The sequence below is a fragment of the Streptococcus sp. UMB1203 genome (assembly GCF_030217725.1).
Classification (GTDB): domain Bacteria; phylum Bacillota; class Bacilli; order Lactobacillales; family Streptococcaceae; genus Streptococcus.
Genome location: NZ_JASOOK010000016.1, coordinates 13,819 through 38,958, shown reverse-complemented (window position 1 = coordinate 38,958; position 25,140 = coordinate 13,819). Strand labels below are relative to the sequence as shown.

Sequence of the window (25,140 nt, the reverse complement as noted above, 5' to 3'; positions counted from 1 at the left end):
ATGGGACTTTTTTTCTACACAAAAATAGGCTCCATAATATCTATAGGGGATTTACCCACTACAAATATTATAGAGCCACAACTATTACAACGTCGTCAACGGATATAGTAAGTTTTTTCAAACATCAAAAGATAAATTTATAGCTGGTGCAGACTTTAGAGAAATAGCTGCAACACACTTTTACGATAAAGAAATTAAATCAGCTTTTTTAAAAGCAATTATAGATGCAGAAAAACACTTTAAATCCGTACTGGCATATCGTTTTTCAGAAGCATATCCAACACCATACGCTTATCTAGATATTAATAATTTTGAAACACAAAAAGATACAAAAAGGCTCGCACAAATTACTAATTTAATCAGTATACTAGCTAGAATACTCAATGATTATAATAAGGATAAGCAAAACAATTCTATAAAACACCACTATAAACAACATGGCGTTGTTCCTTTCTGGGTTATCATCAATGAACTTACATTAGGGCAAGCATTTAACTTTTATAGAAATCTAAACACTGATATAAAAAATCAAATAGCTAGAGATTTATCACCATTCTTACAAGAAAATATTGAATACATCCAAAATAGACCTAGTAAAGACCTTTTAAGCGGAAAAGCTTTAGAAAGTATTATTAAAAATATACTAGAAATTAGAAATATCACTGCTCATAATAATAAACTTTTCAATTATAAATGTCGTGAGAATCTTCCACAACTAGCTTATTTCCACTATTACAATAACAATGCTAATACTTCAAGACAATCTGTATATTATGTTTTTCTTGCCTTGCAATGCCTACTTGCTTCCACACAATACGCTCAATTACATAACACTATTATTAAAAGAACCAAAGCTCTAAATAAAAAAGCACACTCCATTGAAGCCGGCATTGTATTGGACACACTTGGATTTCCGAATAATTGGTATAATATCACTGACACATTAAGATAGAACTACTTGCAATATATGGGCTTTTTAAAACCCTCATATCAGCCCTATATCCGCCTTGTTTCCTATTCTGGTACAATTTACCATCTGACTGCTTAAAATCGAAAATAAGGGGGTTCTCGTAGCCCCTCGCATGGTATAAACTCAAAACCTTTTCTAATTGCTTGCCTGCTGATGGAAAAAGGAGTAAAACCATGAAAATTACACAACACACGAAAAAAGACGGATCAGCAGTCTACCGCTCCAGTATCTATCTTGGCATTGATTCTGTAACTGGTAAGAAGGTCAAGACTACCATATCAGCACGAACAAAGAAAGAACTCAAAAACAAGGTCACCCAGGCTAAGGTAGAATTTGAGAAAAACGGCTCTACACGGAAACAACGCTCACATATAACAACCTATAGCGAACTTGTGGACTTATTCTGGCAAACCTATCAGCATACCATAAAGACTAATACGCAGATAAAAATAAAAGGTTGCTTAAATAATTACCTCTTGCCCTCATTTGGTACTTACAAACTAGATAAACTTACTCCTATCATTATCCAAACTCAGGTAAATAAATGGGCGGACGAGTACAATCAGGACGGAACGGGGTATAAAGAATACAATCATCTTCATGCCTTAAATAAACGTATACTACAGTATGGGGTTTCTATTCAGGCATTAGACAATAACCCTGCTCGTGATGCTGTCATTCCTAGAAAGATAACCAGAGATAAACAAGAAATTAAATACTTTCAAGATCAGGAACTTAAAAACTTCCTCTCCTATCTCGATAGCCTAGAAAATACCTTTATCAATTTTTATGATACCGTGCTTTATAAGACACTCCTAGCTACTGGACTGCGCATCCGTGAATGTCTGGCCCTGGAATGGTCTGATATTGACCTGCAGAACGGAACGATTGATATTAACAAAACACTCAACATTTTAAACCAGGTAAACAGTCCTAAGACAAAATCAAGCTATAGAGTTCTAGATATCGATCATAAAACAGTACTCATGCTTCGTCTCTACCGAGCAAGGCAAGCGGAAAACGGTAGAAACATTGGCTTAACCTATGAGAAAGTATTCTCTGATAGCTTTGACAACTATGTCAATACTCGAAAGGTTGATTATCGCCTACATAAGCACTTAAAAAACGCTAACTGTACTGACTTAGGCTTTCATGCTTTCCGCCACACTCACGCTAGTATCTTGCTTAATGCTGGTCTACCTTACAAGGAGATACAGACACGACTTGGCCATGCAAAAATATCTGTAACCATGGACACTTACAGCCATTTATCAAAAGAGAACCAAAAAAGAGCAGTCTCATTCTTTGAAACTGCCCTCGAAAAAATAAAAAGTTCTTAAAAAAGTCCACAAAATAAAAAAGCGACACATAAAACCCTTATGTATCAACGATTATAGAATGATTTCGGTATAATTGACTATACTTTTTTGTTATAGTCAAAGCGAATGACTTGCTCTTTTGCATCTACGTGGGCGTGGACTCCGAAGGGAATAATGGCTCTTGGAGTTGCGTGGCCGACATTGAGATTATAGACAATCGGGATATTGCTGCCAATGATATCCAATAGTGCCTCTTTATAGTCGTCATAGAAAGTTTCATCCATAGGTTTTCCGACCAGGAGTCCACTGATGCCCTCGAATATGCCAGTGTCTTTTAAAGTCCGCAACATCTTTTTGAAGTATTCCGGCTCAGGCTTTTCTTCGCTTGTTTCTAGCAAGAGGATTTTTCCTTCCCAGTCTGACAAGTCAGGGAAAAGTTTGTATTTTTGGCAGAGCTCCGTGCTGTCTGCGTATCGAGAGTTGTCAAAGATATCGTAGAGGGATTCGAGGCAACCACCGAGAATTTTTCCCTCGAACTGGGCATTTCCTTGCAATAATTCAAAACCGGTATTTGCATGACTGACACGAGGTGTCCCCAGAGCCTTGGGACTGAAGTCAGTCCTTTCATCATACCAAACGTCACTAGGGCGGATTTCTGAGATTCTTCCCGTCTCAATCAATTCTTTAAAGTAGTGAAGGCTATAGGTTAGCATTTCTTTTTCTAATTCACAAATGTCTGCTAAGAAGGATTGACCATAAAAAGTCTTGATTCCTAGTTTATGCAACATGAGATGGTTCATGGTTGTATCCGAGAAGCCAAGAAAAATTTTTTGTTTGATAACCTTTTGGAGTTGGTCATTTTCAAAAAGATAAGGTAGTAAGCGATAGGTATCGTCTCCACCGATGGCGCATAGGATTATGTCGATGCTATCATCAGAAAAGGCATGAATCAAATCCTCTGCACGAGCTTCAGGATGATCCTTGATAAAGTCTAATCCTTTTTGCGAATGGGGCAAAAAGATAGGATTGAGTCCCAAGTCCTTGAGACGTTGGACACCCAAGTCCACTTCGTGTTTGACAAAGTCTTCTCCGATAATGCCACTAGATAAACTAACAATACCAATAGTAGAAATCATATTTTATCCTCCTAGAAATAGGTTGAGCCTATTTTATCACAAAAGATTAGATAGAGCTATGTGGGATGTCAGAAGAATACTTTTAAATCAAGAAAGTAGTAAAAAAGCAACCGCGCCTGCAGTTGCTTTTATCATTCTTCTTAATAGCGTGTTGGTCCTGCACTTGCGCTGCGGATGTTCAAGCGTTTCTTGAGATAGAAGCGAAGGGCTAGGAGGGCTGCTCCGATAATAGCCAGTGGCAATGGAGCAAGTACTGGGTTAAGGCTAGCTGGTAGGAAGCTTGTTGCAAAGAAGACAAGTAACCAAAGGAACATAGAAGCTAGGATAACTAGTACAGATTTCCAGAAAGGCGGACGTTGACTGCGGTCCATATCTGGTCCATAATATTGGTAAACAAAGTAGTACATCAAGTAGAAGGCAAATCCACCAACCAGTCCAACTAAGAGGAGGGTAATCAATCCATAGCCGAAAGCTTGATCTGCTGAGAAGAAGGTTGTGAGGGCGCTGACGAGGGCAAAGAGGCTAGTGATGAAAAGGGCTGAGTCCATAATCATGAGTTTTGGATCATCATTTTCTTTTGGATGCTCTTTTTCATATTGCTCCTTAACAGTGAAGCTATGAGCCCAGTGGGTCGGTGCGCCATAGAGGGAACGAGCAGTCGTACCTTTGGCTTGCTCCTCAAGGATTTGGGGAATAACTTCCTCAAAAATAGCCTTGATTTCAGCGTCTGTTTTTCCATCTTTGATGAATTGTTGGGTAGCGATGTGGACAAACTCTTGGTTTTTCTTAGTTAATTTTTGTAGATCAATCTGAGACATAGGAACTCCTCTTAGAACCATTTTTTATGGATGAGATAGAGAGTGAGCGAGACACTCATAGCGAAGGCGATAAAGACGATTAACCAGAAGGCATTTGGCTCACCGTTTAGGGGGATTTCATTATCCTTAAAGTTCATCCCGTAGGCAGAAAAGACCATGGTTGGGATGGACATGACGATGGTCACAAGGGCCAAGGTTTTCATGATGTTGTTCTGGTTGTTAGAAATGATAGAGGCGAAGGTCTCTGTCATAGAATGCAAGACGTTTCCATAAATGTCTGCCATCTCGATGGCCTGTTGGGTTTCAATCAGGGTATCTTCAAGCAGGTCTTCGTCCTCAAGGTATTTCTTGATATTACTGGTTGAGCTGGTCAATTTCTTAATCACACGCTCATTTGTTTTGAGGGAAGCCTTGAAATAGACGATGGTTTTTTCCAATTCCATGAGCTCAATCAATTCTTCATTACGAGTTGATTGATGCAGTTGACTTTCGATTTGTTCACTCTTACGGTCAATCGAACGAAGGGCTGTTAGGTAGAGCTCTGCATTGCGATAAAGAATCTGAAAGATAAAACGCGAACGCATGAAAGTGTAGAAATTACGCAAACGACGGTTGATAAAGACATCAAGGACTGGTAATGGTTCCAAACACGTAGTGATAATGGTTTCCTCGGTGATGATAATACCAAGTGGGATGGTTACGTAGTAGGTGCGGTTATTTCTTTCTTCTGTGACTGGCACGTCTACGATAATCAGGGTGTACTCATCTTCAATGGTAATACGAGACATTTCTTCCGCATCGAGCGGTGCTCGGAGGTCGGCAATATCAATATCGAAGGCGTTAGCGATTTCGAGTGATTCATTTTGAGTTGGATTAACGAGATTGATCCAAGTACCCGGTTCAAGCGTATCGATCTCTTTAAATTCAGTTGTTGTAGAGAGAAAAACTTGTTTCATATCCCTTATCCTTTCTCATTTTTCAGATTTTTTCACACCGTACTATTATACTACAAAATCGGCCTTTTGGGTAATAGAATCTCACTTTTTTTGGTATAATGGTAAGCAATAATGGACTAGAAAGAACAAAAATGCAAGATAAAATTGTCATTCATGGGGCGCGTGCCCATAATTTAAAAAATATTGATGTGGAGATTCCACGAGACAAGCTAGTTGTTGTGACAGGTTTGTCAGGTTCAGGGAAATCCAGTCTGGCCTTTGATACCCTCTATGCGGAGGGACAACGTCGCTATGTGGAGAGTTTGTCAGCCTACGCTCGTCAATTCTTGGGAAATATGGAGAAGCCTGATGTAGATGCCATTGATGGTCTCAGCCCAGCTATTTCCATCGACCAGAAAACGACTAGTAAAAATCCTCGCTCGACGGTGGGAACAACGACTGAAATCAATGACTATCTGCGTCTCCTCTACGCGCGTGTGGGGACGCCTTACTGTATCAACGGGCATGGGGCTATCAAGGCTTCTTCTGTGGAGCAGATCGTTGATAAGGTTTTGGAGTTGCCAGAACGCCAACGTCTGCAAATCTTAGCCCCAGTTATCCGTAAGAAAAAAGGACAGCACAAGAGCGTTATTGAAAAAATTCAGAAAGACGGTTATGTTCGTGTCCGTGTGGATGGGGAAGTCTATGATGTGACCGAAGTGCCAGAGTTGTCTAAGAGCAGGCAACACAATATTGATGTCGTGGTTGACCGTATTGTCATCAAGGAGGGTATTCGTAGTCGTCTCTTTGATTCCATTGAGGCAGCCCTTCGTATCTCAGAAGGCTATGTCATTATCGACACCATGGACGACTCTGAGTTGCTCTTCTCTGAGCATTATGCCTGTCCAGTTTGTGGCTTTACTGTTCCAGAGTTAGAGCCTCGTCTCTTCTCATTCAATGCTCCTTTTGGTTCTTGTAGTGAGTGTGATGGCTTAGGCATCAAGCTGGAGGTGGATACTGATTTGGTAGTGCCAGATGCCAGCAAAACCTTACGTGAGGGAGCCTTGGCTCCTTGGAATCCTATCTCATCCAACTACTATCCAAACATGCTAGAGCAGGCTATGACAGCTTTTGGAGTGGATATGGATAAGCCTTTTGAGGACTTGTCAGAAGAAGACAAAAACTTGATTCTCTACGGCTCAGATGGCAAGGAATTCCATTTCCACTATGAGAATGAATTTGGCGGTGTGCGTGATATTGACATTCCTTTTGAGGGAGTTGTCAATAATATCAAGCGTCGCTATCACGAGACAAACAGCGATTACACTCGCACCCAGATGCGTCTTTACATGAATGAGCTGACCTGCGGAACTTGTAATGGTTATCGCCTCAATGACCAGGCCTTGTCTGTTCGTGTGGGTGGTGAGCAAGGACCACATATCGGAGAAATTTCAGACCTGTCTATCGCAGACCACTTGGAGTTGGTGAGCCAGTTAACCTTGTCTGAAAATGAAGCCATCATTGCTCGCCCTATTCTCAAGGAAATCAAGGATCGTTTGACCTTCCTTAAGAACGTGGGTCTTAACTACCTAACCCTGTCACGTTCGGCAGGAACCCTTTCAGGTGGGGAAAGTCAGCGTATTCGCTTGGCAACTCAGATTGGTTCTAACCTATCAGGTGTCCTCTATATCCTAGATGAGCCATCGATTGGGCTCCACCAGAGGGATAATGACCGTCTGATTGCCAGTCTCAAAAAGATGCGTGACTTGGGCAATACTCTCATCGTGGTAGAACACGACGAAGATACCATGCGTGAGGCTGATTATCTGATTGACGTTGGTCCCGGTGCAGGTGTTTTTGGTGGGGAAATTGTTGCGGCAGGTACGCCTAAACAGGTAGCTCGTAACAGTAAGTCTATCACAGGCCAGTACTTGTCAGGCAAACGTGCCATTCCAGTGCCAACAGAGCGCCGTACTGGAAATGGTCGTTTTATCGAAGTGATAGGAGCGCGTGAGAACAATTTGCAAAATGTTACTGCTCGCTTCCCACTAGGAAAATTTATCGCAGTGACAGGCGTGTCGGGCTCAGGGAAATCAACCTTAATCAACAGCATCCTCAAAAAAGCCATTGCCCAGAAGCTCAACCGTAATTCAGACAAGCCTGGTAAATTTAAGACTATTACAGGGATTGAGCATGTAGACCGCTTGATTGACATTGACCAGAGTCCTATCGGACGAACGCCGAGGTCCAACCCTGCTACCTATACAGGAGTTTTTGACGATATACGTGACCTATTTGCTCAGACAAATGAAGCCAAGATTCGAGGCTACAAGAAGGGGCGTTTCAGTTTCAATGTCAAGGGTGGTCGCTGTGAAGCCTGCTCAGGTGACGGGATTATCAAGATTGAGATGCACTTCTTGCCAGATGTTTATGTGGCTTGTGAGGTCTGCCACGGAACTCGCTACAACAGTGAAACCCTAGAAGTTCACTACAAGGAAAAGAATATCTCGCAGGTCTTGGATATGACCGTCAACGATGCAGTGGAATTCTTCCAACATATTCCAAAGATTCAACGTAAACTTCAGACCATCAAGGATGTGGGACTGGGATATGTAACGCTAGGGCAACCTGCTACCACCCTTTCTGGGGGAGAAGCCCAGCGTATGAAGTTGGCTAGCGAACTTCACAAACGATCGACAGGAAAATCTTTCTACATTCTGGATGAGCCGACGACAGGACTCCATACAGAGGATATCGCTCGCTTGCTCAAGGTTTTAGCTCGCTTTGTAGACGATGGCAATACGGTCCTTGTTATCGAGCACAATCTGGATGTTATCAAGACGGCAGACCATATTATTGACTTGGGACCTGAGGGCGGTGTCGGTGGTGGAACCATCATCGCAACAGGAACTCCAGAAGAAGTAGCGGCCAATGAAGCCAGCTACACAGGACATTATTTGAAAGGAAAATTACATCATGAATAAACGCGTACAAGCATTTTTAGCTAAAATGCAAGAAAAAGAACTAGATGGTATCATCATCAATAACCTTAAAAACGTCTATTACCTGACTGGTTTTTGGGGTTCAAACGGAACAGTCTTTATCAGCCGTGACCGTCAGGTCCTGGTGACAGACTCTCGCTATATCATTGCAGCCAAGCAAGAAACCAGTGGTTTTGAAATCGTAGCAGATCGTGATGAATTAGCTGTTATTGCAGGCATTGTTAAGGATATGGGCTTGTCTCAAATCGGTTTTGAGGATGAGATTTCGGTCTCTTATTATCACCGTATGCAGGCAGCCTTTGAAGGAATTGACTTGCTTCCACAAACTCAGTTTGTCGAAGGTCTTCGTATGATTAAGGATGAAGCGGAGATTGCAGCTATTCGCAAGGCTTGTTCTATCTCAGACCAAGCTTTCCGCGATGCACTTGACTTTATTAAGCCAGGAAAGACTGAGATTGAGATTGCCAACTTCCTTGACTTCCGCATGCGTGAGTTGGGAGCATCTGGCTTGTCTTTTGACACCATTCTAGCTAGCGGTATCAATTCTTCTAAACCCCATGCCCATCCTATGCACAAACCAGTGGAGCTGGGAGAAGCTATTACCATGGATTTCGGCTGCCTCTATGACCACTATGTCAGCGATATGACACGAACTATCTACTTGGGGCATGTCAGCGATGAGCAGGCAGAAATTTACAATACGGTTTTGAAAGCCAATCAAGCCTTGATTGATCAGGCTAAGGCAGGATTAGGTTTCCGTGACTTTGACAAAATCCCTCGTGATATTATCATCGAGGCAGGTTATGGCGACTACTTTACCCACGGTATTGGACACGGTATTGGACTGGATATCCATGAGGAACCATACTTTAGCCAGACTTCTACAGAAACTATTAAGGCAGGTATGGCATTGACAGATGAGCCAGGTATCTATATCGAAGGCAAATATGGCGTTCGTATCGAGGATGATATCCTGATTACAGAGACAGGTTGTGAATTGTTGACCTTAGCTCCAAAAGAGTTGATAGTTATTTAAGAGTTAAACAACTCAAATGATTGACTTTTAAATTTTAAAGGTTTATACTGAAAGACGAAAACGGTAGGTGAGGCTACCATAGGGATACGGATGACTACCGCAAAGCAGTGGAGACACTACTCGTTGGTCAACAGTCCTGGTCGCGAAGGCCAAGACTAAGCTCATTACATTGCCCTATGGAGTTAAAGCTTGAACGAAAAACAGATAATTAGTTTTTTAATCCTGCCATTTTATGGTGGGATTTTCTACTGTTTAAATCAAAGAAAGGAGATAAACGATGCAAATTGACGATCATCCGGAACCGCACATACACAGCCAATCGCTGATTTGTGTCGTTCTGCCCTTATAAAGTGATTGGTCTCTGTGTATGAAACACATCATTCATACAGATAGGAGAAACAAATGAAAACTACAAAAGAAAGATTAGCAACAGCTATTCATACATCTTTAAACGAAACTCTATCTTTTTATAAGACAAGCCTAACAGGCTTGACTGAGGAGCAGGTGGAGAAAAATCGTGACCTATATGGCGAAAATACCATCACAAAGGGTCAAGAAGACAGTATCCTCAAAAAGATTTACGAATCGATTATCAATCCTTTTACGATCATCTTACTGGTCATCGCCGTGATTTCCTTGGTGACCAATGTCTGGTTGGCAAAACCAGGTCAAGAGGATCCGACGACTTCTATTATCATCGTTGTCCTAGTCCTCATTTCTGGTGGCATACGCTTTGTTCAAGAACTCCGTAGTGATAAGGCTGCGACCAATTTATCAAAAATGATTGTCAACACAGCGACTGTCATTCGTCAAGGAGAAATCCAAGAAGTACCTATCGATGATTTGGTAGTGGGTGACGTGGTTAAATTAAGCGCTGGAGACATGATTCCAGCAGATCTTCTTTTATTTGAGTCGCGCGATTTCTTTGTACAACAGTCGGGTTTGACAGGTGAAAGTGAATCGGTTGAAAAATTGGCCTTGACCAAGGCAACAGTTCAACAATTTGATAGTCTGCTAGAAGCAGAAGCGCTCGCCTTTATGGGAACCAATGTCTTGTCTGGTAGTGCCAAGGCCGTGGTTTTAGCAGTTGGTGATGATACCATGATGGGGGCCATTGAGCAGACTTTGAACACCTATGACGAGCCTACTTCGTTTGAGCGGGAGATGAATAGTATTTCGTGGCTCTTGATTCGTTTGATGCTGGTCATGGTGCCCATCGTTTTCTTGTCCAATGGTTTAACAGATGGCGACTGGTTGGAAGCTGGCGTATTTGCTTTGAGTGTTGGTGTTGGATTGACACCTGAGATGCTTCCTATGATTATCACGGCCAGTCTAGCAAAGGGCTCCATCATTATGGCCAAGGAAAAAGTGGTTATCAAGAAACTCAATGCCATACAGGACTTAGGGGCGATTGATATTTTGTGTACAGATAAGACAGGAACTCTAACCCAAGACGAAATTGTCCTTGAATATCCCTTGGACATCCACGGACGCTTGGATTTGACCGTCTTGAGACGAGCTTATCTCAATTCTTATTTTCAAACGGGCTTGAAAAATTTGATGGACAGAGCCATCATCAAACGGACTGAAAAGGAAGCCAAAGAACACACCCTCTTACAAAATCTGGCTCAAACTTTTCAAAAAATAGATGAGCTTCCCTTTGATTTTGAACGCAGACGGATGAGTGTCATCGTCAAGGATGAGAACGAAGTGGTTAGTTTGGTAACCAAGGGTGCCCTAGAGGAAATGTTGACGATTTCCAGTCATGCGGAATACCATGGAGTGATTACTCCCTTGACAGATGTTATTAGAGAAGAAATTTTAGCAGAAGTCAGACAACTAAATCAACAAGGTTTGCGTGTCTTGGGAGTGGCCTATAAGTCAGGTTTGAGGGAAGGTCATGCCTATACAGTTGATGATGAAGGGGATATGATTCTAACTGGTTATTTAGCCTTCCTAGATCCTCCTAAACCATCTGCTGCACCAGCAATTAAGGCTTTGTTAGAACATGGGGTTCAAACAAAGATTTTGACGGGAGACAACGAAAAAGTTACCCAAGCAGTCTGTGAAAAGGTTGGTTTGGATATTAATCAGATGCTGTTGGGATCTGAAATTGATCAGATGAGTGATCAAGAATTGGCTCAAGCCGTAGAGGAGGTAACCGTCTTCGCCAAACTTTCTCCTGACCAAAAAGCGAGGATTATTTTGCAATTTAAGGCTAATGGTCATGCTGTCGGCTATATGGGAGATGGAATCAATGATGCTCCTTCTATGAAAGTCGCAGATGTGGGGATTTCTGTTGATACAGCAGTAGATATTGCCAAAGAAACAGCTGATGTTATCCTACTTGATAAGGATCTCATGGTGCTTGAAAAAGGACTTGTTGAAGGGCGTAAGGTCTATGCCAATATGACTAAATATATCAAAATGACAGTGAGTTCTAATTTTGGGAATATCTTATCCCTATTGGTCTCTGGAATCTTTTTGCCATTTTTACCAATGGCACCAGTCCATTTGATTATCCTAAATCTAGTCTATGATTTGTCTTGTATTGCCTTGCCTTTTGACAAGGTGGATAAAGATTTTTTGAGAAATCCGCATACCTGGGAAGCTAAGTCCATCACACGTTTCATGGTTTGGATGGGGCCTATATCTTCTGCCTTTGATATTTTGACCTTTATTTTGCTCTATTTTATCATTGTACCCATGACGACAGGTCAAGCCTATGTTCATGGAGCGGAGTCTGCCGTAGGATTTATTGTCTTGTTTCAGACAGGTTGGTTTATCGAGTCCATGTGGTCACAGACCATGGTTATCCATATGCTGCGTTCAGCCAAAATTCCCTTTTTACAAAGTCGTCCAGCTTGGCTAGTCCTTGTGACAACCTTATTGGCTGCAGCCTTTGTGACCTTCCTTCCTTACAGTCCACTAGCTAGCTTTCTCCATCTAACTCCTTTAAAACCGATTTATTTCATCTTTTTACTTTTCATCATTATTTTGTATATGATTAGCGTGACAATTGTGAAAAAAATCTATATCAAGAAATATCAAGAATGGCTGTAAATTTCATTTTGTCAAGAAAAAAGTACGAAAATGACGAAAAAAGTCAAAAAAATTTAAAAATAGGTCGCAAGTCGGATGTTTTTTATGGTATAATAGACTAAACTGATAGTAACATGTAGCGAAAGGGGTAGGTACATGATTAAAATTTATACAGTCTCAAGTTGTACTAGCTGTAAAAAAGCAAAAACCTGGCTCAATGCCCACCAGTTAAGTTATAAAGAACAAAATCTTGGTAAAGAAGGAATTACGCGGGAAGAATTACTGGATATTCTAACCAAAACAGATAACGGAATAGCCAGCATCGTTTCGTCTAAAAATCGCTATGCCAAAGCCCTTGGAGTGGATATTGAAGATTTGAGTGTCAACGAAGTCCTCAATCTGATTATGGAAACACCGAGAATTTTAAAGAGCCCAATTCTTGTGGATGAAAAACGCCTGCAAGTTGGCTACAAGGAAGACGATATTCGTGCCTTCCTACCACGCTCTGTCCGTAATGTAGAAAATGCAGAAGCACGTTTGCGTGCAGCTCTATAAACATCAAGGCTGGGAGCAACTCCCAGTCTTATTTTAATTTCAAAAAGAAAGAAGAAAGAAATGAAAAAAATAGTTCTTGTTAGTCTAGCTTTCCTTTTTGTCCTGGTTGGTTGCGGACAGAAAAAAGAAACTGGACCAGCTACAAAAACAGAAAAGGATACGCTTCAGTCGGCATTGCCAGTTATTGAAAATGCTGAGAAGAATACAGTTGTAACCAAGACTTTGGTTTTGCCAAAATCAGATGATGGTAGCCAGCAAACCCAAACCATTACTTATAAAGACAAGACTTTTTTGAACCTAACCATTCAACAAAAACGTCCAGTCTCTGATGAGTTGAAGACCTATATTGACCAACATGGAGTGGAAGAAACCCAAAAAGCTCTTCTTGAGGCGGAGGAGAAGGATGAGTCCATCATAGAAGCTCGTAAATTGGCAGGATTTAAGCTTGAAACTAAACTATTAAGTGCAACAGAACTTCAAACAACGACTAGTTTTGATTTTCAAGTTTTGGATGTCAAGAAGGCTTCTCAATTGGAATATCTGAAGAATATTGGCTTGGAAAATCTCTTGAAGAATGAACCAAGCAAATATATTTCAGACAGATTGGCAAATGGTGCGACAGAACAGTAGAAAATCCAAATAAATAGACTGCCTGAATTGTAGAACGTAAGGAATTATGCTATAATGGTACTATTCTAAGGAAAGAGGGTGTTAGAATGGGATTTACTGAAGAAACAGTACGTTTTAAATTGGACGATTCCAATAAAAAAGAAATTAGCGAAACTTTGACTGATGTTTATGCTTCGTTGAACGATAAGGGCTACAACCCAATTAACCAAATCGTAGGTTACGTATTGAGTGGAGACCCTGCCTACGTTCCTCGTTATAATAATGCACGAAATCAAATCCGTAAATATGAGCGTGATGAAATCGTTGAGGAATTGGTCCGCTACTACCTTAAAGGACAAGGAGTCGATCTATAACCTATGAGAATTATGGGATTGGACGTCGGTTCAAAAACGGTAGGGGTGGCCATCAGCGATCCGCTCGGTTTTACAGCTCAAGGGCTTGAAATCATCCAAATCAATGAGGAGCAAGGCCAATTTGGTTTTGACCGCGTTAAGGAGTTGGTTGATACTTACAAGGTGGAACGATTTGTAGTGGGCTTGCCTAAAAATATGAACAATACAAGCGGACCGCGCGTGGAAGCTAGTCAAGCATACGGAGCAAAGCTAGAAGAGCTTTTTGGTTTACCAGTAGACTATCAAGATGAACGCTTGACAACAGTTGCTGCGGAACGCATGTTGATTGAACAAGCAGATATCAGTCGCAATAAGCGCAAGAAAGTCATTGATAAGTTAGCAGCTCAGCTGATTTTACAAAATTATTTAGATAGAAAATTTTAATATAAAGGAGAGGCTATGTCACACGATCATAACCACGACCACGAAGAACGTGAATTAATTACACTAGTAGATGAGCAAGGGAATGAAACCTTGTTTGAAATCCTTTTGACCATTGACGGAAAAGAAGAATTTGGTAAAAACTATGTTCTTCTAGTACCAGTTAACGCAGAAGAAGACGAAGACGGACAAGTTGAAATCCAAGCTTACTCATTCATCGAAAATGAAGATGGAACCGAAGGCGAATTGCAACCAATCCCAGAAGACTCAGAAGACGAATGGAACATGATTGAAGAAGTCTTCAATAGTTTTATGGAGGAGTAAAAACGTCCGGGGGACGTTTTTAGCCTGACGCTAAAAATAAAAACCGTCAGTAAGTTAGGGGGATATTTTTACTCCAACTCCTAGAAATTGGAAGAGTTGGAACGTCCAGTGGACGTGTTTAGCCCTGCGCTAGAAATTAGAAACGCAGGCACATTCAGTGGATGTTTTACCCCACGTTAACTTCATAGTAGCTAGTTATTAGCTAACCAGGTAAGAGGTCGGGACGAAAATCCTGGCCTCGTTTTGTTAGTTATGAGACTTTATTGAGGCAGTTGATTGAACCTGTAATTAAGGAGATGTATATGTTTGAAGTAGAAGAATGGCTCCATAGTCGGATTGGTTTGAATTTTCGATCAGGTTTGAGCCGAATGCAGCAAGCGGTGGATTTGTTAGGAAATCCCGAGATGTCTTACCCTATTATCCACGTCACTGGGACTAATGGGAAAGGTTCTACCATTGCTTTTATGAGGGAGTTATTTATGGGGCATGGCAAAAGAGTTGCGACCTTTACCTCCCCTCATATCATCTCTATCAATGATCGAGTCTGCATTAACGGGCAACCAATAGCTGATGCAGACTTCATCCGTTTGGCTAAGCAGGTCAAGGAGATGGAGAAAACGCTTCTGCAAACCCATGATCAGCTGTCCTTTTTTGAATTGCTGACCTTGATTGCTTTTCTTTATTTTAGGGAGCAAGCGGTGGATTTGGTTTTATTAGAAGTGGGAATTGGCGGCTTACTTGACACGACTAATGTGGTAACTGGAGAGATTGCTGTCATCACCTCCATCGGACTTGACCATCAGGAGACTCTGGGTGACAGTATAGCAGCAATTGCAGAGCAGAAAGCTGGTATTTTTAAGGCTGGTAAAAAGGCAGTGATTGCGAAGTTGCCTTCAGAAGCTAGGCTTGTTTGTCAGAAAAAAGCAGACTCTTTAACTGTTGACCTTTATCAGGCAGGTCAGGATTTTTCAATGCTGAATGGGGATTTTTCAAGCTCTTTGGCTAACCTTTCACAGTTGAAAATAGGTTTAGAAGGAGCTTATCAGCAGGAAAATGCGGCCTTGGCGTTGCAAACGTTTCTTCTTTTTATGAGAGAAGGAAAGGAAGCTGTTGATGAACAGGTTGTAAGACAGGCTTTGGAGAAGACCCATTGGGCTGGGCGTTTGGAGCGTATTCGTCCTCAGATTTACTTGGACGGTGCTCATAACCTCCCTGCTTTGATTCGCTTGGTTGAATTTATTAAAGAAAAAGAGCAGGAAGGATATCGGACTCAAATCCTATTTGGAGCCTTGAAACGAAAGGATTATCAAGGGATGTTGGGTTACTTGACTGAGAATTTGCCTCAGGTGGAACTCAAGGTGACAGGCTTTGACTATCAAGGTTCTTTGGATGAAACAGATGTAACAGGTTACGATATAGTTCCTTCTTACCGAGAATTTATTAGCAATTTTGAAGCAAGAGCAGGTGCCCAGGATTTGTTGTTCGTTACAGGGTCTCTCTATTTTATCTCAGAAGTACGGGGCTACTTGCTGACCCATGAGCAGATGAATTGACCTCCTTTTTTGAACTTGTTATACTAGGGAAACTACTAGTTAGAGGGAAAAAATTCTGTAAATTGGTAGCAGAAAGGAAATTTATCATGAAATTAAAAAGATTCACACTTTCTCTTGCTTCTCTAGCAAGTCTTAGTCTTTTAGTAGCTTGTTCACAAAGAGCACAACAAGTTCAACAACCAGCAACTCACTCGCAAACACAACAAACTCAGCAATCACAATCTGCTGCTTCATCTTCTACAGAAAATAGCAGCCAGGCAGCAACAAGTTCTTCACAAAATGCTCCTGAGGCTCAACCAACTGATATTGATGGAACCTATACCGGTCAGGACGAGGGAGACCGTATCACTTTAGTGGTAACTGGTACAACGGGCACCTGGACACAGGTAGAAACTGACGGAGATCAAGAAATCAAGCAGGTTAGCTTCGATGCCGCTAATCAACGTATGATTATTGGGGATGATGTCAAGATTTATGCAATCAATGGAAATCAGATGATTATCGACGATATGGATAGAGAAGCGTCTGATCGCATTGTTTTATCAAAATAGACTAGAAGGAGACTGGTTTTGTCAGTCTCTTTTGTTTTTACGCAGAAAAATGATTATAAATACTTGCCTTCTACCGAATACCTGAGTTATACTAGTATCAATTACCTGTTTTTAGCATTCATACTCTTCGAAAATCTCTTCAAACCACGTCAGCTTCCATCTGCAACCTCAAAACAGTGTTTTGAGCAACCTGCGGCTAGCTTCCTAGTTTGCTCTTTGCTTTTCATTGAGTATCAAAATATCAAGGAGGGGATATGAAATATAGAAAATTTCAATTATTAATGTCCAAGTATGGCTTTAGTCTTTCGATTATGCTGCTTGAACTTTCTCTTGTTTTTGGTCTCTTTCTTTACTTAGGGCGTATGGCTTCTATTCTATGGGTTATTCTCTTAATCTTTATGAGTATGGCGACTATTGTCGCAATTGTCAATCGTTCAATGACACCTGATAGTAAAGTAATGTGGTTAGTGGTAACTTTTGTTCCTGTCATCGGACCCTTGCTCTATCTGATGTTTGGTGAAAGGCGATTGTCCAAAAAAGAAATCAAGCAGTTGGACAAACTTGGTTCTATGCATTTTCGGGAGGATAACAGTAAAGCTCTCCGCCAGAAATTGAAGGAAGATGATAAGGCGGCTTACGGAGTTATCAAATCTTTGCTAAGTATGGATAGCAATGCCGATGTCTATGATCGAACAGATTCACAATTCTTTTCTTCGGGTGAAAGCATGTGGCAACATATGTTGGAAGACCTCAAGAAAGCTGAGAAATTTATCTTTCTAGAGTACTATATTGTCGAAGAAGGTTTGATGTGGAATAGCATACTAGATATACTAGAGCAAAAGGCAGCTCAGGGTGTAGAGGTCAAGATGCTCTATGATGATATCGGCTGTATGGCGACTTTGCCTGGAGACTATACTATTCAACTTCGTAGTCGAGGAATTGAAGCCCATAAGTTTAACAAGGTGATTCCTCGTTTGACGGTGGCTTACAACAATCGGGACCATCGTAAAATCCTTGTCATAGATGGTCAGGTAGCCTATACAGGAGGCATTAACTTAGCCGATGAGTACATCAATCATATAGAACGCTTTGGCTATTGGAAGGACAGTGGGATTCGCTTAGATGGCCCTGGTGTCAAGGCTCTAACCCGTCTTTTTTTGATGACTTGGTACATCAATCGTTGGGAAATCAGCGATTTTGACCAGTATCACCTGGAAAATCAGCCTTGTTCTGGCCAAGGGCTCTGCATTCCTTACGGTAGTGGACCCAAGCCCATCTTCCGTACTCAAGTAGGGAAAAAAGTTTATCAAAGTTTGATTAATCAGGCTACTGATTCAGTCTATATCACAACACCCTATTTGATTATTGACTATGATTTAACTGAGAGTATTAAAAATGCAGCCATGAGGGGTGTTGATGTCCGCATCGTGACTCCTTTCATTCCGGATAAAAAATTAATCCAGCTCATAACAAGAGGAGCCTATCCGGATTTGTTGTCAGCGGGAGTAAGGATTTTTGAGTATAGTCCAGGCTTTATCCACAGTAAACAAATCCTAGTGGATAAGGACTTTGCTGCAGTTGGGACTATCAATTTAGATTATAGAAGTTTACTTCATCACTATGAAAATGCAGTTTTGCTATATAAAACAGCATCAATCACAGAGATTCAAAAAGATTTTCAGGAGATTTTTTCAGTTTCGCAAGAAATTTTCCAAGATACGATAAAAAATAGCTGGTATCAAAAATTGATTAAGGAAATTGCCCAGTTATTTGCCCCAATATTATAAGAAATCTAGGACTTAGGACACAAACCAGTCCTATTTTTCTTGCCTTTTACGAATAGAAAGATAGAGGGGGAATGATGCTGACTCAGAAAGAATTGGATTATATCATAAGATTTAAACAGACGCATTTACACCGATTTCGGGAAATTGAAACCTTTGTGAAACTATGCAAAAAATCACTCAAACACCCATCGCAAGCTGACAATTTTAGGTCTTTTTGATATACTAAGACAGATAAATTGAATAGGAGAAATGACATGGCTGTATATGGCAGAATCGAAGAAGTATCCGAAATGATACAAAGTGATGGAATAGAAAATAGACTGGATAGGAACCTTGAATCGGATCTGGAAAAAGAGGAGCGCCTAGCTTTCCCGTTTTTCAGACTAATCATTGGAAGTACGATTGCGACTATTTTTTCTGTGGTAGTTCCTTTACTTTTAGATATGGTAAGTCCTTCTCAGGCTCAGGATTTGTATATAGGATGGGCTTTACATCAGGGAGGACAGCTTTACAGTAGCTATTATGCAAGTCACGGTCTTCTTTATTACTTGCTACTTTATATTACCCAAGGAGGCATCCTTTTTGCCTTGGTAGAATGGCTAGCCCTCTTAGGAGGAGGCTATTTCCTCTTTTCTTCAACCGAGTATTTGACGGGACAAAGAGAGCAAGCTAAGCAACTCCTAACCATATTTTATATTTTGGTATCTGGTCTCGGTTTTGGAGGAGGCTATGCTACGATCTTAGCTCTGCCATTCCTGTTTGCAGGATTTTCTTTAGTAGCGCGTTATCTATCAAATCCTAACCATGACAAGGGATTTCTACGTCTGGGGATTTTCTTAGCCCTATCATTTTTCATAGAGCCCCTTACAAGTCTTCTCTTTACTGTAGTAGTAATGATCGGTTTATTTGTCTTTAATATTGGGCATGGTCGTTTTGCCCATGGAGTTTATCAGGTTTTTGCAGCAGCACTTGGCTTTTCTCTCATCTTTTATCCAGCAGGATACTATGTCCTTGCTTCAGGTGGCTCTGGAGAAGCTCTAGGGAGTCTTTTGTATCCGATTGATTCCCTTCAGGTCTTTGCGAATCCTCAACTAATGGATAATGTTTTATTCTATGGTTTGTTGAGCTTTGGTTTAGGAACTTTCTTCCTTGTTTTTCTGGGCTTGTTCCAATCAAAGGCATCAAGATTATATGTTATTTCAGTACCAGCTAGTTTTGCTTTCTTATTTGCATTAGCCTTGTTGCTTTTTTCTCAAGAATCTCTTCACGGTTCGCGTTTGGTTCTAATTCTTCCGTTTTTGCTCCTTCTTTTGATGACCAGTATTCGTGGGAAACATTCAGCTAGAGGAGCCCGTCGTCGGAAAAGAGAGGAAGTTCCTACTTTATGGAAAAAATTTATGAAGGGAAATCTCTACTTACCGATCCTAGTGGTAGTTTATCTGATTGCAATTCCTTTTGTAGCTCGTTTTGTCTTGCATCCAGCTTCTTATAGAGAACAACATCAAGTGGTAGATAGAGTCAAACAAGAGACGAGTGATGGTGACCAAATCTATATTTGGGATTCACATGTTCAGATGTATAAAGAAAGCCAGCGTTTGGCTGGATCCATGTTCCCATCACCTCTTCTTTACACGAGTACAGAAGAGAATAAAACTAGTTTAATCAATGACTTGAAAGAAAACCAACCTAAGGTGATTGTGGTGAATGATAAGGTAGCAGTCTGGTCTGAAGTGGAAACAATTTTGAAAGAAAATTACCAACAAGTAAAGACTGATTACTCAGAGTTTAAAGTCTATAAAATTAAATAACAAAATCAATATCTTGTGTATTTTTAAAAATTTTAGGATTTTTAACACAAGATATTGATTTTTCTTTTTAGAGTGGTATAATACTTTTTAGAAAGAACATTTTAGAAAAGAGCATGCATATGATTGCACTAGAAGAAAAAATTACAATTTTGCCAACTCTCTTCGTTGAAAAACGAGATGGGAGACGTGTTGTATTTGATGTGGACAAGATTGACAAGGCTCTCCACAAGGCGGCTGACAAGGTTATGGATGTGACACCCCTGGTCGAAAAACGCCTCAATGCTCTGACCGAGCGAATTGTCACAGAAATTCATAGTCGCTTTCCACAGGGGGTTAAGATTTACGAAATTCAAAATATCGTAGAACATGAACTCCTTGAAGCCAAAGAATATGCGCTAGCTGAGGAGTATATTACTTATCGGACACAAAGGGATTTTGAGCGTTCAAAAGCGACAGATATCAACTTTAGCATCCATAAACTTCTCAACAAAGACCAGGCCGTTGTCAATGAAAATGCTAATAAAGACAGCGATGTCTTTAACACCCAGCGTGATTTGACGGCGGGGATTGTTGGGAAATCAATCGGACTGCAAATGCTCCCTAAGCACGTAGCCAATGCCCACCAAAAGGGGGATATCCACTATCATGATTTGGATTATAGCCCCTACACACCTATGACTAACTGCTGTTTGATTGATTTTAAAGGTATGTTGGAGAATGGCTTTAAGATTGGAAATGCAGAGGTAGAAAGTCCCAAGTCTATCCAGACTGCGACAGCTCAGATTTCTCAAATTATCGCCAACGTTGCTTCTAGCCAGTACGGTGGCTGTTCAGCTGACCGTATCGATGAAGTTTTGGCGCCTTATGCAGAGAAGAATTACCAAAAACACCTCAAGGATGCGGAAGAATGGGTCTTACCTGACAAACGGGAAGATTACGCTTGGAAGAAAACCCAAAAAGATATCTATGATGCCATGCAATCTCTCGAGTATGAAATCAATACTCTCTTCACTTCAAATGGGCAAACACCTTTTACTTCACTAGGTTTTGGTCTGGGAACCAATCGTTTTGAGCGTGAAATTCAAAAAGCTATCTTGAACATCCGAATCAAGGGACTTGGTTCAGAACACCGCACAGCTATCTTCCCTAAACTTATCTTCACGCTTAAAAGAGGACTCAACTTAGAAGAAGGGACTCCCAACTACGACATTAAGCAGTTGGCTCTTGAGTGTGCAACCAAGCGGATGTACCCAGATGTCTTGTCTTATGATAAGATTATCGAATTGACAGGTTCCTTCAAGGTTCCGATGGGATGTCGTTCATTCCTTCAAGGATGGAAGGATGAAAATGGAGTTGAAGTTAACTCTGGCCGTATGAATCTAGGGGTGGTGACGGTCAATCTTCCTCGTATTGCCCTTGAGTCTGAAGGTGATATGAATAAGTTCTGGGAAATCTTTAACGAGCGGATGAACATTGCAGAAGATGCTCTAGTTTATCGTGTCGAACGGACCAAGGAAGCAACACCAGCAAATGCTCCTATCCTTTATCAATACGGTGCTTTTGGTCATCGTCTAGGTAAAGAAGAAAGCGTTGACCAGCTTTTTAAGAATCGTCGGGCAACAGTTTCACTAGGCTATATCGGTTTGTACGAAGTAGCGACAGTTTTCTTTGGTAACAGCTGGGAAAGTAATCCAGATGCTAAGGAATTCACGCTAGACATCATTCGCGATATGAAACGCCGTGTAGAAGAGTGGTCTGACCAATATGGCTACCATTTCTCTATCTACTCAACACCATCTGAAAGTTTGACAGACCGTTTCTGCCGACTAGATACAGAGAAGTTTGGTTCTATTCCTGATATTACAGACAAGGAATACTACACTAACTCTTTCCACTACGATGTTCGTAAAAATCCAACACCATTTGAAAAATTAGACTTTGAGAAAGTCTATCCAGAAGCAGGTGCGTCAGGTGGTTTCATCCATTATTGTGAGTATCCAGTCCTTCAGCAAAATCCAAAGGCCTTGGAAGCTGTCTGGGACTATGCCTATGACCGTGTCGGCTATCTAGGGACCAATACACCAATCGACCGTTGCTACAAGTGTGACTTTGAAGGGGATTTTGAACCAACTGAGAGAGGATTTGCTTGTCCAAACTGTGGAAATAGCGACCCTAAAACAGTAGACGTTGTTAAACGGACTTGTGGCTATTTAGGCAATCCTCAAGCGAGACCTATGGTCAATGGGCGTCACAAGGAAATCGCTGCGCGTGTCAAACACATGAATGGCTCAACGATTAAAATAGCTGGCCATCAAGTAACAAATTAGAAAGAAATGAAATGGGAAAATATCAATTAGACGATAAGGGGCGTGCACAAGTGACCCGTTATCACGAGAAACACTCTAAAGGTGGAGCTGGTAAGAAAGAACGTTTGCTCAACCTCAGAGAACAATTTTTAAACAAGAACAAGAAAAAATAAAAGTGAGAGCCAGCTCTCGCTTTTCTCTTAGTGGGAGGTAAGAATGGAACTACGAAGACCAATATTAGCAGATAAAGTAACAGTTTTAGAGATGATGGAAGAGTTTGAAAAGAGCCAATCAGGACATGATGGAGGATTTTGGGATACAGAGAACTTTGTGTATGAAGAGTGGTTGGAAACAAATATGCAAAAAGAGATGGGAATAAACTTGCCTGAAAATCGTGTTCCTTCTATTCAATTTGTATCATTTGATGATGTAGGTCGTGCTCTAGGATTTTTGAATCTGCGATTGAGACTGAATGAGGGGTTACTGAATTATGCTGGCTACATTGGCTACACCATTCGTCTATCAGAAAGAGGTAAAGGTTATGCTAAGGAAACTCTCAGTCAGGGCTTGCAAGTTGCTAAGGAAAAGAACATCAAGAGAATTCTTGTGACCTGTAGCGTGAATAATCCTGCTAGCAGAGCAGTCATTTTAGCAAATGGAGGAATTCTTGAAGATGTTCGTAATGGAGTCGAGCGTTATTGGATAGAGGTAGCAAATGAATAATCCTAAACCACAAGAATGGAAAAGCGAGGGACTCAGTCAAGGGCGGATTATTGATTACAAGGCCTTCAACTTTGTAGATGGAGAGGGTGTGCGTAACTCTCTCTATGTAGCAGGTTGCATGTTTCACTGCGAGGGATGTTATAATGTAGCGACTTGGTCTTTCAAGGCAGGAATTCCCTATACAGCAGAATTAGAAGAACAGATTATGGCAGATCTTGCTCAACCCTATGTTCAAGGCTTGACTTTGCTGGGAGGGGAGCCTTTTCTCAATACTGGGATTCTTTTGCCACTCGTTAAGCGCATTCGGAAGGAATTGCCAGATAAAGACATCTGGTCCTGGACGGGCTATACTTGGGAAGAAATGATGTTGGAAACTCCAGATAAACTGGAACTATTGTCGCTAATTGACATCCTTGTCGATGGACGGTATGACCGAACTAAGAGAAATCTCATGCTCCAGTTTCGAGGTTCGTCCAACCAACGAATTATCGATGTGCAAAAATCGCTCCAAAGTGGGCAAGTAGTGATTTGGGATAAGCTTACTGACGGAAAAGAAAGCTATGAACAGGTGAAGAGAGAGTAACTTTCTTCCATAAAATACATAAATAAATGACCTGCTAAAAAAGAAAACATTTTCATGTTAAAAATTTTAAAAAACAGCAACAAATCCCTTGCAATCGCAGGGGCTTTGTGTTATTCTATTATGGTGCTGTAAATTACAGCTTTAGCTTTGATGCAAGAGGTTGCGACACGCTCGGTTGCATTGCCACGCAACACCGCGTCGGTTTTCTTGTGGAGCTAGCCTATTATCTTAAATAGACGAAAAGGAGAAAAAGATGGCAAACAAAAAAATCCGTATCCGTTTGAAAGCTTACGAACACCGTACGCTTGACACAGCGGCTGCAAAAATCGTAGAATCAGCTACTCGTACAGGTGCACAAGTTGCGGGTCCAATCCCACTTCCAACTGAACGTAGCCTCTACACAATCATTCGTGCGACTCACAAATACAAAGACTCTCGCGAACAATTTGAAATGCGTACACACAAACGTTTGATCGATATCGTTAACCCAACTCAAAAAACAGTTGATGCTTTGATGAAATTGGATCTTCCAAGTGGTGTAAACGTAGAAATCAAACTTTAATCTAAAGCTTGATATCTTGAGCATAAAAAACGCTCGTTAAAAACTTTTTGAATAAAAATATAGAAAAGGAACTATTTTCTCATGACAAAAGGAATCTTAGGGAAAAAAGTGGGAATGACTCAAATCTTCACTGAAGCTGGCGAATTGATCCCTGTAACAGTTATTGAAGCAACTCCAAACGTTGTTCTTCAAGTTAAAACTGTTGAAACAGACGGATACAACGCTATCCAAGTTGGTTTTGATGACAAACGCGAAGTATTGAGCAACAAACCTGCTAAAGGACATGTAGCGAAAGCTAACACGGCTCCTAAGCGCTTCATTCGTGAATTCAAAAACGTTGAAGGCTTGGAAGTTGGTGCTGAAATCACAGTTGAAACATTCGCAGCTGGAGACGTTGTTGACGTAACTGGTACTTCTAAAGGTAAAGGTTTCCAAGGTGTTATCAAGCGCCACGGACAATCACGTGGACCAATGGCTCACGGTTCTCGTTACCACCGTCGTCCAGGTTCTATGGGACCTGTTGCACCTAACCGCGTATTCAAAGGTAAAAACCTTGCAGGACGTATGGGTGGTGACCGCGTAACAATTCAAAACCTTGAAGTTGTACAAGTTGTTCCAGAAAAGAACGTTATCCTTATCAAAGGTAACGTACCAGGTGCTAAGAAATCTCTTATCACTATCAAGTCAGCAGTTAAAGCTGGTAAATAATAAGGAAAGGGGAATACAG

Annotated in this window: 22 protein-coding genes, 1 pseudogene and 1 riboswitch; of the genes and pseudogenes, 20 read left to right on the top strand and 3 right to left on the bottom strand. The window is 41.0% G+C overall.

The annotated features are described in order from the left end of the window. Nucleotides 1-88 precede the first annotated feature (88 nt). Both QP439_RS05635 and QP439_RS05630 read left to right on the top strand, forming a co-directional pair. Nucleotides 89-952, top strand: a pseudogene (locus QP439_RS05635) (Abi family protein); the annotation flags it as partial. Between the two features lie 191 nt (nucleotides 953-1,143). Then, nucleotides 1,144-2,310 carry a tyrosine-type recombinase/integrase gene (locus tag QP439_RS05630; RefSeq protein WP_285388531.1) on the top strand — a complete coding sequence of 389 codons (1,167 nt, stop codon included), beginning with the start codon at nucleotides 1,144-1,146 and terminating at the stop codon, nucleotides 2,308-2,310. A gap of 77 nt (nucleotides 2,311-2,387) precedes the next feature. On the opposite strand, the gene QP439_RS05625 is transcribed toward QP439_RS05630, so the two are convergent. From QP439_RS05625 to QP439_RS05615, 3 genes are all read right to left on the bottom strand, one after another. Next, a complete protein-coding gene (locus QP439_RS05625; RefSeq protein WP_285388528.1) occupies nucleotides 2,388-3,425 on the bottom strand; it encodes a S66 family peptidase in 1,038 nt (345 codons plus the stop codon). Nucleotides 3,426-3,565: 140 nt separating this feature from the next. Next, nucleotides 3,566-4,243 carry a DUF1129 domain-containing protein gene (locus QP439_RS05620; protein WP_050220387.1) on the bottom strand — a complete coding sequence of 226 codons (678 nt, stop codon included), beginning with the start codon at nucleotides 4,241-4,243 and terminating at the stop codon, nucleotides 3,566-3,568. A gap of 11 nt (nucleotides 4,244-4,254) precedes the next feature. After that, on the bottom strand, nucleotides 4,255-5,199 hold the full coding sequence (locus QP439_RS05615; protein ID WP_000815623.1) for a magnesium transporter CorA family protein: 945 nt from the start codon (nucleotides 5,197-5,199) through the stop codon (nucleotides 4,255-4,257). Nucleotides 5,200-5,330: 131 nt separating this feature from the next. Between QP439_RS05615 and uvrA the strand changes: the two genes are divergently transcribed. From uvrA to rplC, 18 genes are all read left to right on the top strand, one after another. Further along, nucleotides 5,331-8,162, top strand: a complete 2,832-nt coding sequence (uvrA, locus tag QP439_RS05610) for an excinuclease ABC subunit UvrA (RefSeq protein ID WP_261076647.1) — start codon at nucleotides 5,331-5,333, stop codon at nucleotides 8,160-8,162. Beyond that, the gene (locus QP439_RS05605; protein ID WP_203175617.1) at nucleotides 8,155-9,216 is read left to right on the top strand and encodes a M24 family metallopeptidase; all 1,062 of its coding nucleotides are present in this window, start codon (nucleotides 8,155-8,157) and stop codon (nucleotides 9,214-9,216) included. Before uvrA ends, QP439_RS05605 begins: the two co-directional genes overlap by 8 nt. A 57-nt stretch (nucleotides 9,217-9,273) precedes the next feature. Continuing rightward, nucleotides 9,274-9,424: riboswitch (M-box (ykoK) riboswitch) on the top strand. A 194-nt stretch (nucleotides 9,425-9,618) separates the two neighbouring features. Then, nucleotides 9,619-12,279, top strand: a complete 2,661-nt coding sequence (gene mgtA / locus QP439_RS05600) for a magnesium-translocating P-type ATPase (RefSeq protein ID WP_261194393.1) — start codon at nucleotides 9,619-9,621, stop codon at nucleotides 12,277-12,279. 135 nt (nucleotides 12,280-12,414) lie between these two features. Continuing rightward, entirely contained in the window at nucleotides 12,415-12,813 is a 399-nt protein-coding gene (spx, locus tag QP439_RS05595; protein ID WP_000591165.1) for a transcriptional regulator Spx, read from the top strand. Between the two features lie 60 nt (nucleotides 12,814-12,873). Then, the gene (locus tag QP439_RS05590; protein ID WP_000725132.1) at nucleotides 12,874-13,443 is read left to right on the top strand and encodes an SP0191 family lipoprotein; all 570 of its coding nucleotides are present in this window, start codon (nucleotides 12,874-12,876) and stop codon (nucleotides 13,441-13,443) included. A gap of 86 nt (nucleotides 13,444-13,529) precedes the next feature. Beyond that, complete coding sequence (locus tag QP439_RS05585) at nucleotides 13,530-13,796, top strand: IreB family regulatory phosphoprotein (RefSeq protein WP_000507059.1); 267 nt, start codon at nucleotides 13,530-13,532, stop codon at nucleotides 13,794-13,796. Nucleotides 13,797-13,799: 3 nt separating this feature from the next. Continuing rightward, a complete protein-coding gene (gene ruvX / locus QP439_RS05580; protein ID WP_004239076.1) occupies nucleotides 13,800-14,219 on the top strand; it encodes a Holliday junction resolvase RuvX in 420 nt (139 codons plus the stop codon). Nucleotides 14,220-14,234: 15 nt separating this feature from the next. Further along, nucleotides 14,235-14,540 (top strand): DUF1292 domain-containing protein, encoded by a 306-nt coding sequence (locus tag QP439_RS05575; RefSeq protein WP_000017620.1) that lies wholly within the window; start codon nucleotides 14,235-14,237, stop codon nucleotides 14,538-14,540. 302 nt (nucleotides 14,541-14,842) lie between these two features. Then, nucleotides 14,843-16,093, top strand: coding sequence for a folylpolyglutamate synthase/dihydrofolate synthase family protein (locus tag QP439_RS05570; RefSeq protein WP_049515510.1), 1,251 nt, complete (start codon nucleotides 14,843-14,845; stop codon nucleotides 16,091-16,093). An 86-nt stretch (nucleotides 16,094-16,179) separates the two neighbouring features. After that, complete coding sequence (locus tag QP439_RS05565) at nucleotides 16,180-16,644, top strand: SP_0198 family lipoprotein (protein ID WP_033682416.1); 465 nt, start codon at nucleotides 16,180-16,182, stop codon at nucleotides 16,642-16,644. Between the two features lie 254 nt (nucleotides 16,645-16,898). Then, nucleotides 16,899-18,431: a cardiolipin synthase gene (gene cls / locus QP439_RS05560; RefSeq protein ID WP_120719112.1), complete on the top strand. Its 1,533-nt coding sequence runs from the start codon at nucleotides 16,899-16,901 to the stop codon at nucleotides 18,429-18,431. A gap of 254 nt (nucleotides 18,432-18,685) precedes the next feature. Further along, on the top strand, nucleotides 18,686-20,239 hold the full coding sequence (locus QP439_RS05555) for a damage-inducible protein CinA (protein ID WP_285388490.1): 1,554 nt from the start codon (nucleotides 18,686-18,688) through the stop codon (nucleotides 20,237-20,239). A gap of 119 nt (nucleotides 20,240-20,358) precedes the next feature. Continuing rightward, nucleotides 20,359-22,566: an anaerobic ribonucleoside-triphosphate reductase gene (nrdD, locus tag QP439_RS05550; protein ID WP_261081870.1), complete on the top strand. Its 2,208-nt coding sequence runs from the start codon at nucleotides 20,359-20,361 to the stop codon at nucleotides 22,564-22,566. Nucleotides 22,567-22,577: 11 nt separating this feature from the next. Further along, nucleotides 22,578-22,718 carry a hypothetical protein gene (locus QP439_RS05545; RefSeq protein ID WP_000521618.1) on the top strand — a complete coding sequence of 47 codons (141 nt, stop codon included), beginning with the start codon at nucleotides 22,578-22,580 and terminating at the stop codon, nucleotides 22,716-22,718. Nucleotides 22,719-22,761: 43 nt separating this feature from the next. After that, nucleotides 22,762-23,268, top strand: coding sequence for a GNAT family N-acetyltransferase (locus QP439_RS05540; protein ID WP_261446869.1), 507 nt, complete (start codon nucleotides 22,762-22,764; stop codon nucleotides 23,266-23,268). Continuing rightward, nucleotides 23,261-23,851 (top strand): anaerobic ribonucleoside-triphosphate reductase activating protein, encoded by a 591-nt coding sequence (gene nrdG, locus QP439_RS05535; protein ID WP_285388482.1) that lies wholly within the window; start codon nucleotides 23,261-23,263, stop codon nucleotides 23,849-23,851. Before QP439_RS05540 ends, nrdG begins: the two co-directional genes overlap by 8 nt. 253 nt (nucleotides 23,852-24,104) lie before the next feature. Beyond that, nucleotides 24,105-24,413, top strand: a complete 309-nt coding sequence (gene rpsJ, locus QP439_RS05530; RefSeq protein WP_001284513.1) for a 30S ribosomal protein S10 — start codon at nucleotides 24,105-24,107, stop codon at nucleotides 24,411-24,413. Nucleotides 24,414-24,494: 81 nt separating this feature from the next. Then, on the top strand, nucleotides 24,495-25,121 hold the full coding sequence (gene rplC / locus QP439_RS05525; protein ID WP_000160197.1) for a 50S ribosomal protein L3: 627 nt from the start codon (nucleotides 24,495-24,497) through the stop codon (nucleotides 25,119-25,121). Nucleotides 25,122-25,140 lie beyond the last annotated feature (19 nt).

Bases quoted from the DNA above. Each gene is read 5' to 3' on its own strand.
- QP439_RS05630 (WP_285388531.1), top strand. From the start codon at position 1,144: ATGAAAATTACACAACACACGAAAAAAGACGGATCAGCAGTCTACCGC.
- QP439_RS05590 (WP_000725132.1), top strand. From the start codon at position 12,874: ATGAAAAAAATAGTTCTTGTTAGTCTAGCTTTCCTTTTTGTCCTGGTT.
- QP439_RS05625 (WP_285388528.1), bottom strand. From the start codon at position 3,425: ATGATTTCTACTATTGGTATTGTTAGTTTATCTAGTGGCATTATCGGA.
- QP439_RS05570 (WP_049515510.1), top strand. From the start codon at position 14,843: ATGTTTGAAGTAGAAGAATGGCTCCATAGTCGGATTGGTTTGAATTTT.
- nrdG (WP_285388482.1), top strand. From the start codon at position 23,261: ATGAATAATCCTAAACCACAAGAATGGAAAAGCGAGGGACTCAGTCAA.
- QP439_RS05555 (WP_285388490.1), top strand. From the start codon at position 18,686: ATGGCTGTATATGGCAGAATCGAAGAAGTATCCGAAATGATACAAAGT.
- mgtA (WP_261194393.1), top strand. From the start codon at position 9,619: ATGAAAACTACAAAAGAAAGATTAGCAACAGCTATTCATACATCTTTA.
- ruvX (WP_004239076.1), top strand. From the start codon at position 13,800: ATGAGAATTATGGGATTGGACGTCGGTTCAAAAACGGTAGGGGTGGCC.
- QP439_RS05540 (WP_261446869.1), top strand. From the start codon at position 22,762: ATGGAACTACGAAGACCAATATTAGCAGATAAAGTAACAGTTTTAGAG.
- QP439_RS05620 (WP_050220387.1), bottom strand. From the start codon at position 4,243: ATGTCTCAGATTGATCTACAAAAATTAACTAAGAAAAACCAAGAGTTT.
- cls (WP_120719112.1), top strand. From the start codon at position 16,899: ATGAAATATAGAAAATTTCAATTATTAATGTCCAAGTATGGCTTTAGT.
- QP439_RS05615 (WP_000815623.1), bottom strand. From the start codon at position 5,199: ATGAAACAAGTTTTTCTCTCTACAACAACTGAATTTAAAGAGATCGAT.
- QP439_RS05585 (WP_000507059.1), top strand. From the start codon at position 13,530: ATGGGATTTACTGAAGAAACAGTACGTTTTAAATTGGACGATTCCAAT.
- QP439_RS05575 (WP_000017620.1), top strand. From the start codon at position 14,235: ATGTCACACGATCATAACCACGACCACGAAGAACGTGAATTAATTACA.
- QP439_RS05545 (WP_000521618.1), top strand. From the start codon at position 22,578: ATGGGAAAATATCAATTAGACGATAAGGGGCGTGCACAAGTGACCCGT.
- QP439_RS05605 (WP_203175617.1), top strand. From the start codon at position 8,155: ATGAATAAACGCGTACAAGCATTTTTAGCTAAAATGCAAGAAAAAGAA.
- uvrA (WP_261076647.1), top strand. From the start codon at position 5,331: ATGCAAGATAAAATTGTCATTCATGGGGCGCGTGCCCATAATTTAAAA.
- QP439_RS05565 (WP_033682416.1), top strand. From the start codon at position 16,180: ATGAAATTAAAAAGATTCACACTTTCTCTTGCTTCTCTAGCAAGTCTT.
- nrdD (WP_261081870.1), top strand. From the start codon at position 20,359: ATGATTGCACTAGAAGAAAAAATTACAATTTTGCCAACTCTCTTCGTT.
- spx (WP_000591165.1), top strand. From the start codon at position 12,415: ATGATTAAAATTTATACAGTCTCAAGTTGTACTAGCTGTAAAAAAGCA.
- rplC (WP_000160197.1), top strand. From the start codon at position 24,495: ATGACAAAAGGAATCTTAGGGAAAAAAGTGGGAATGACTCAAATCTTC.
- rpsJ (WP_001284513.1), top strand. From the start codon at position 24,105: ATGGCAAACAAAAAAATCCGTATCCGTTTGAAAGCTTACGAACACCGT.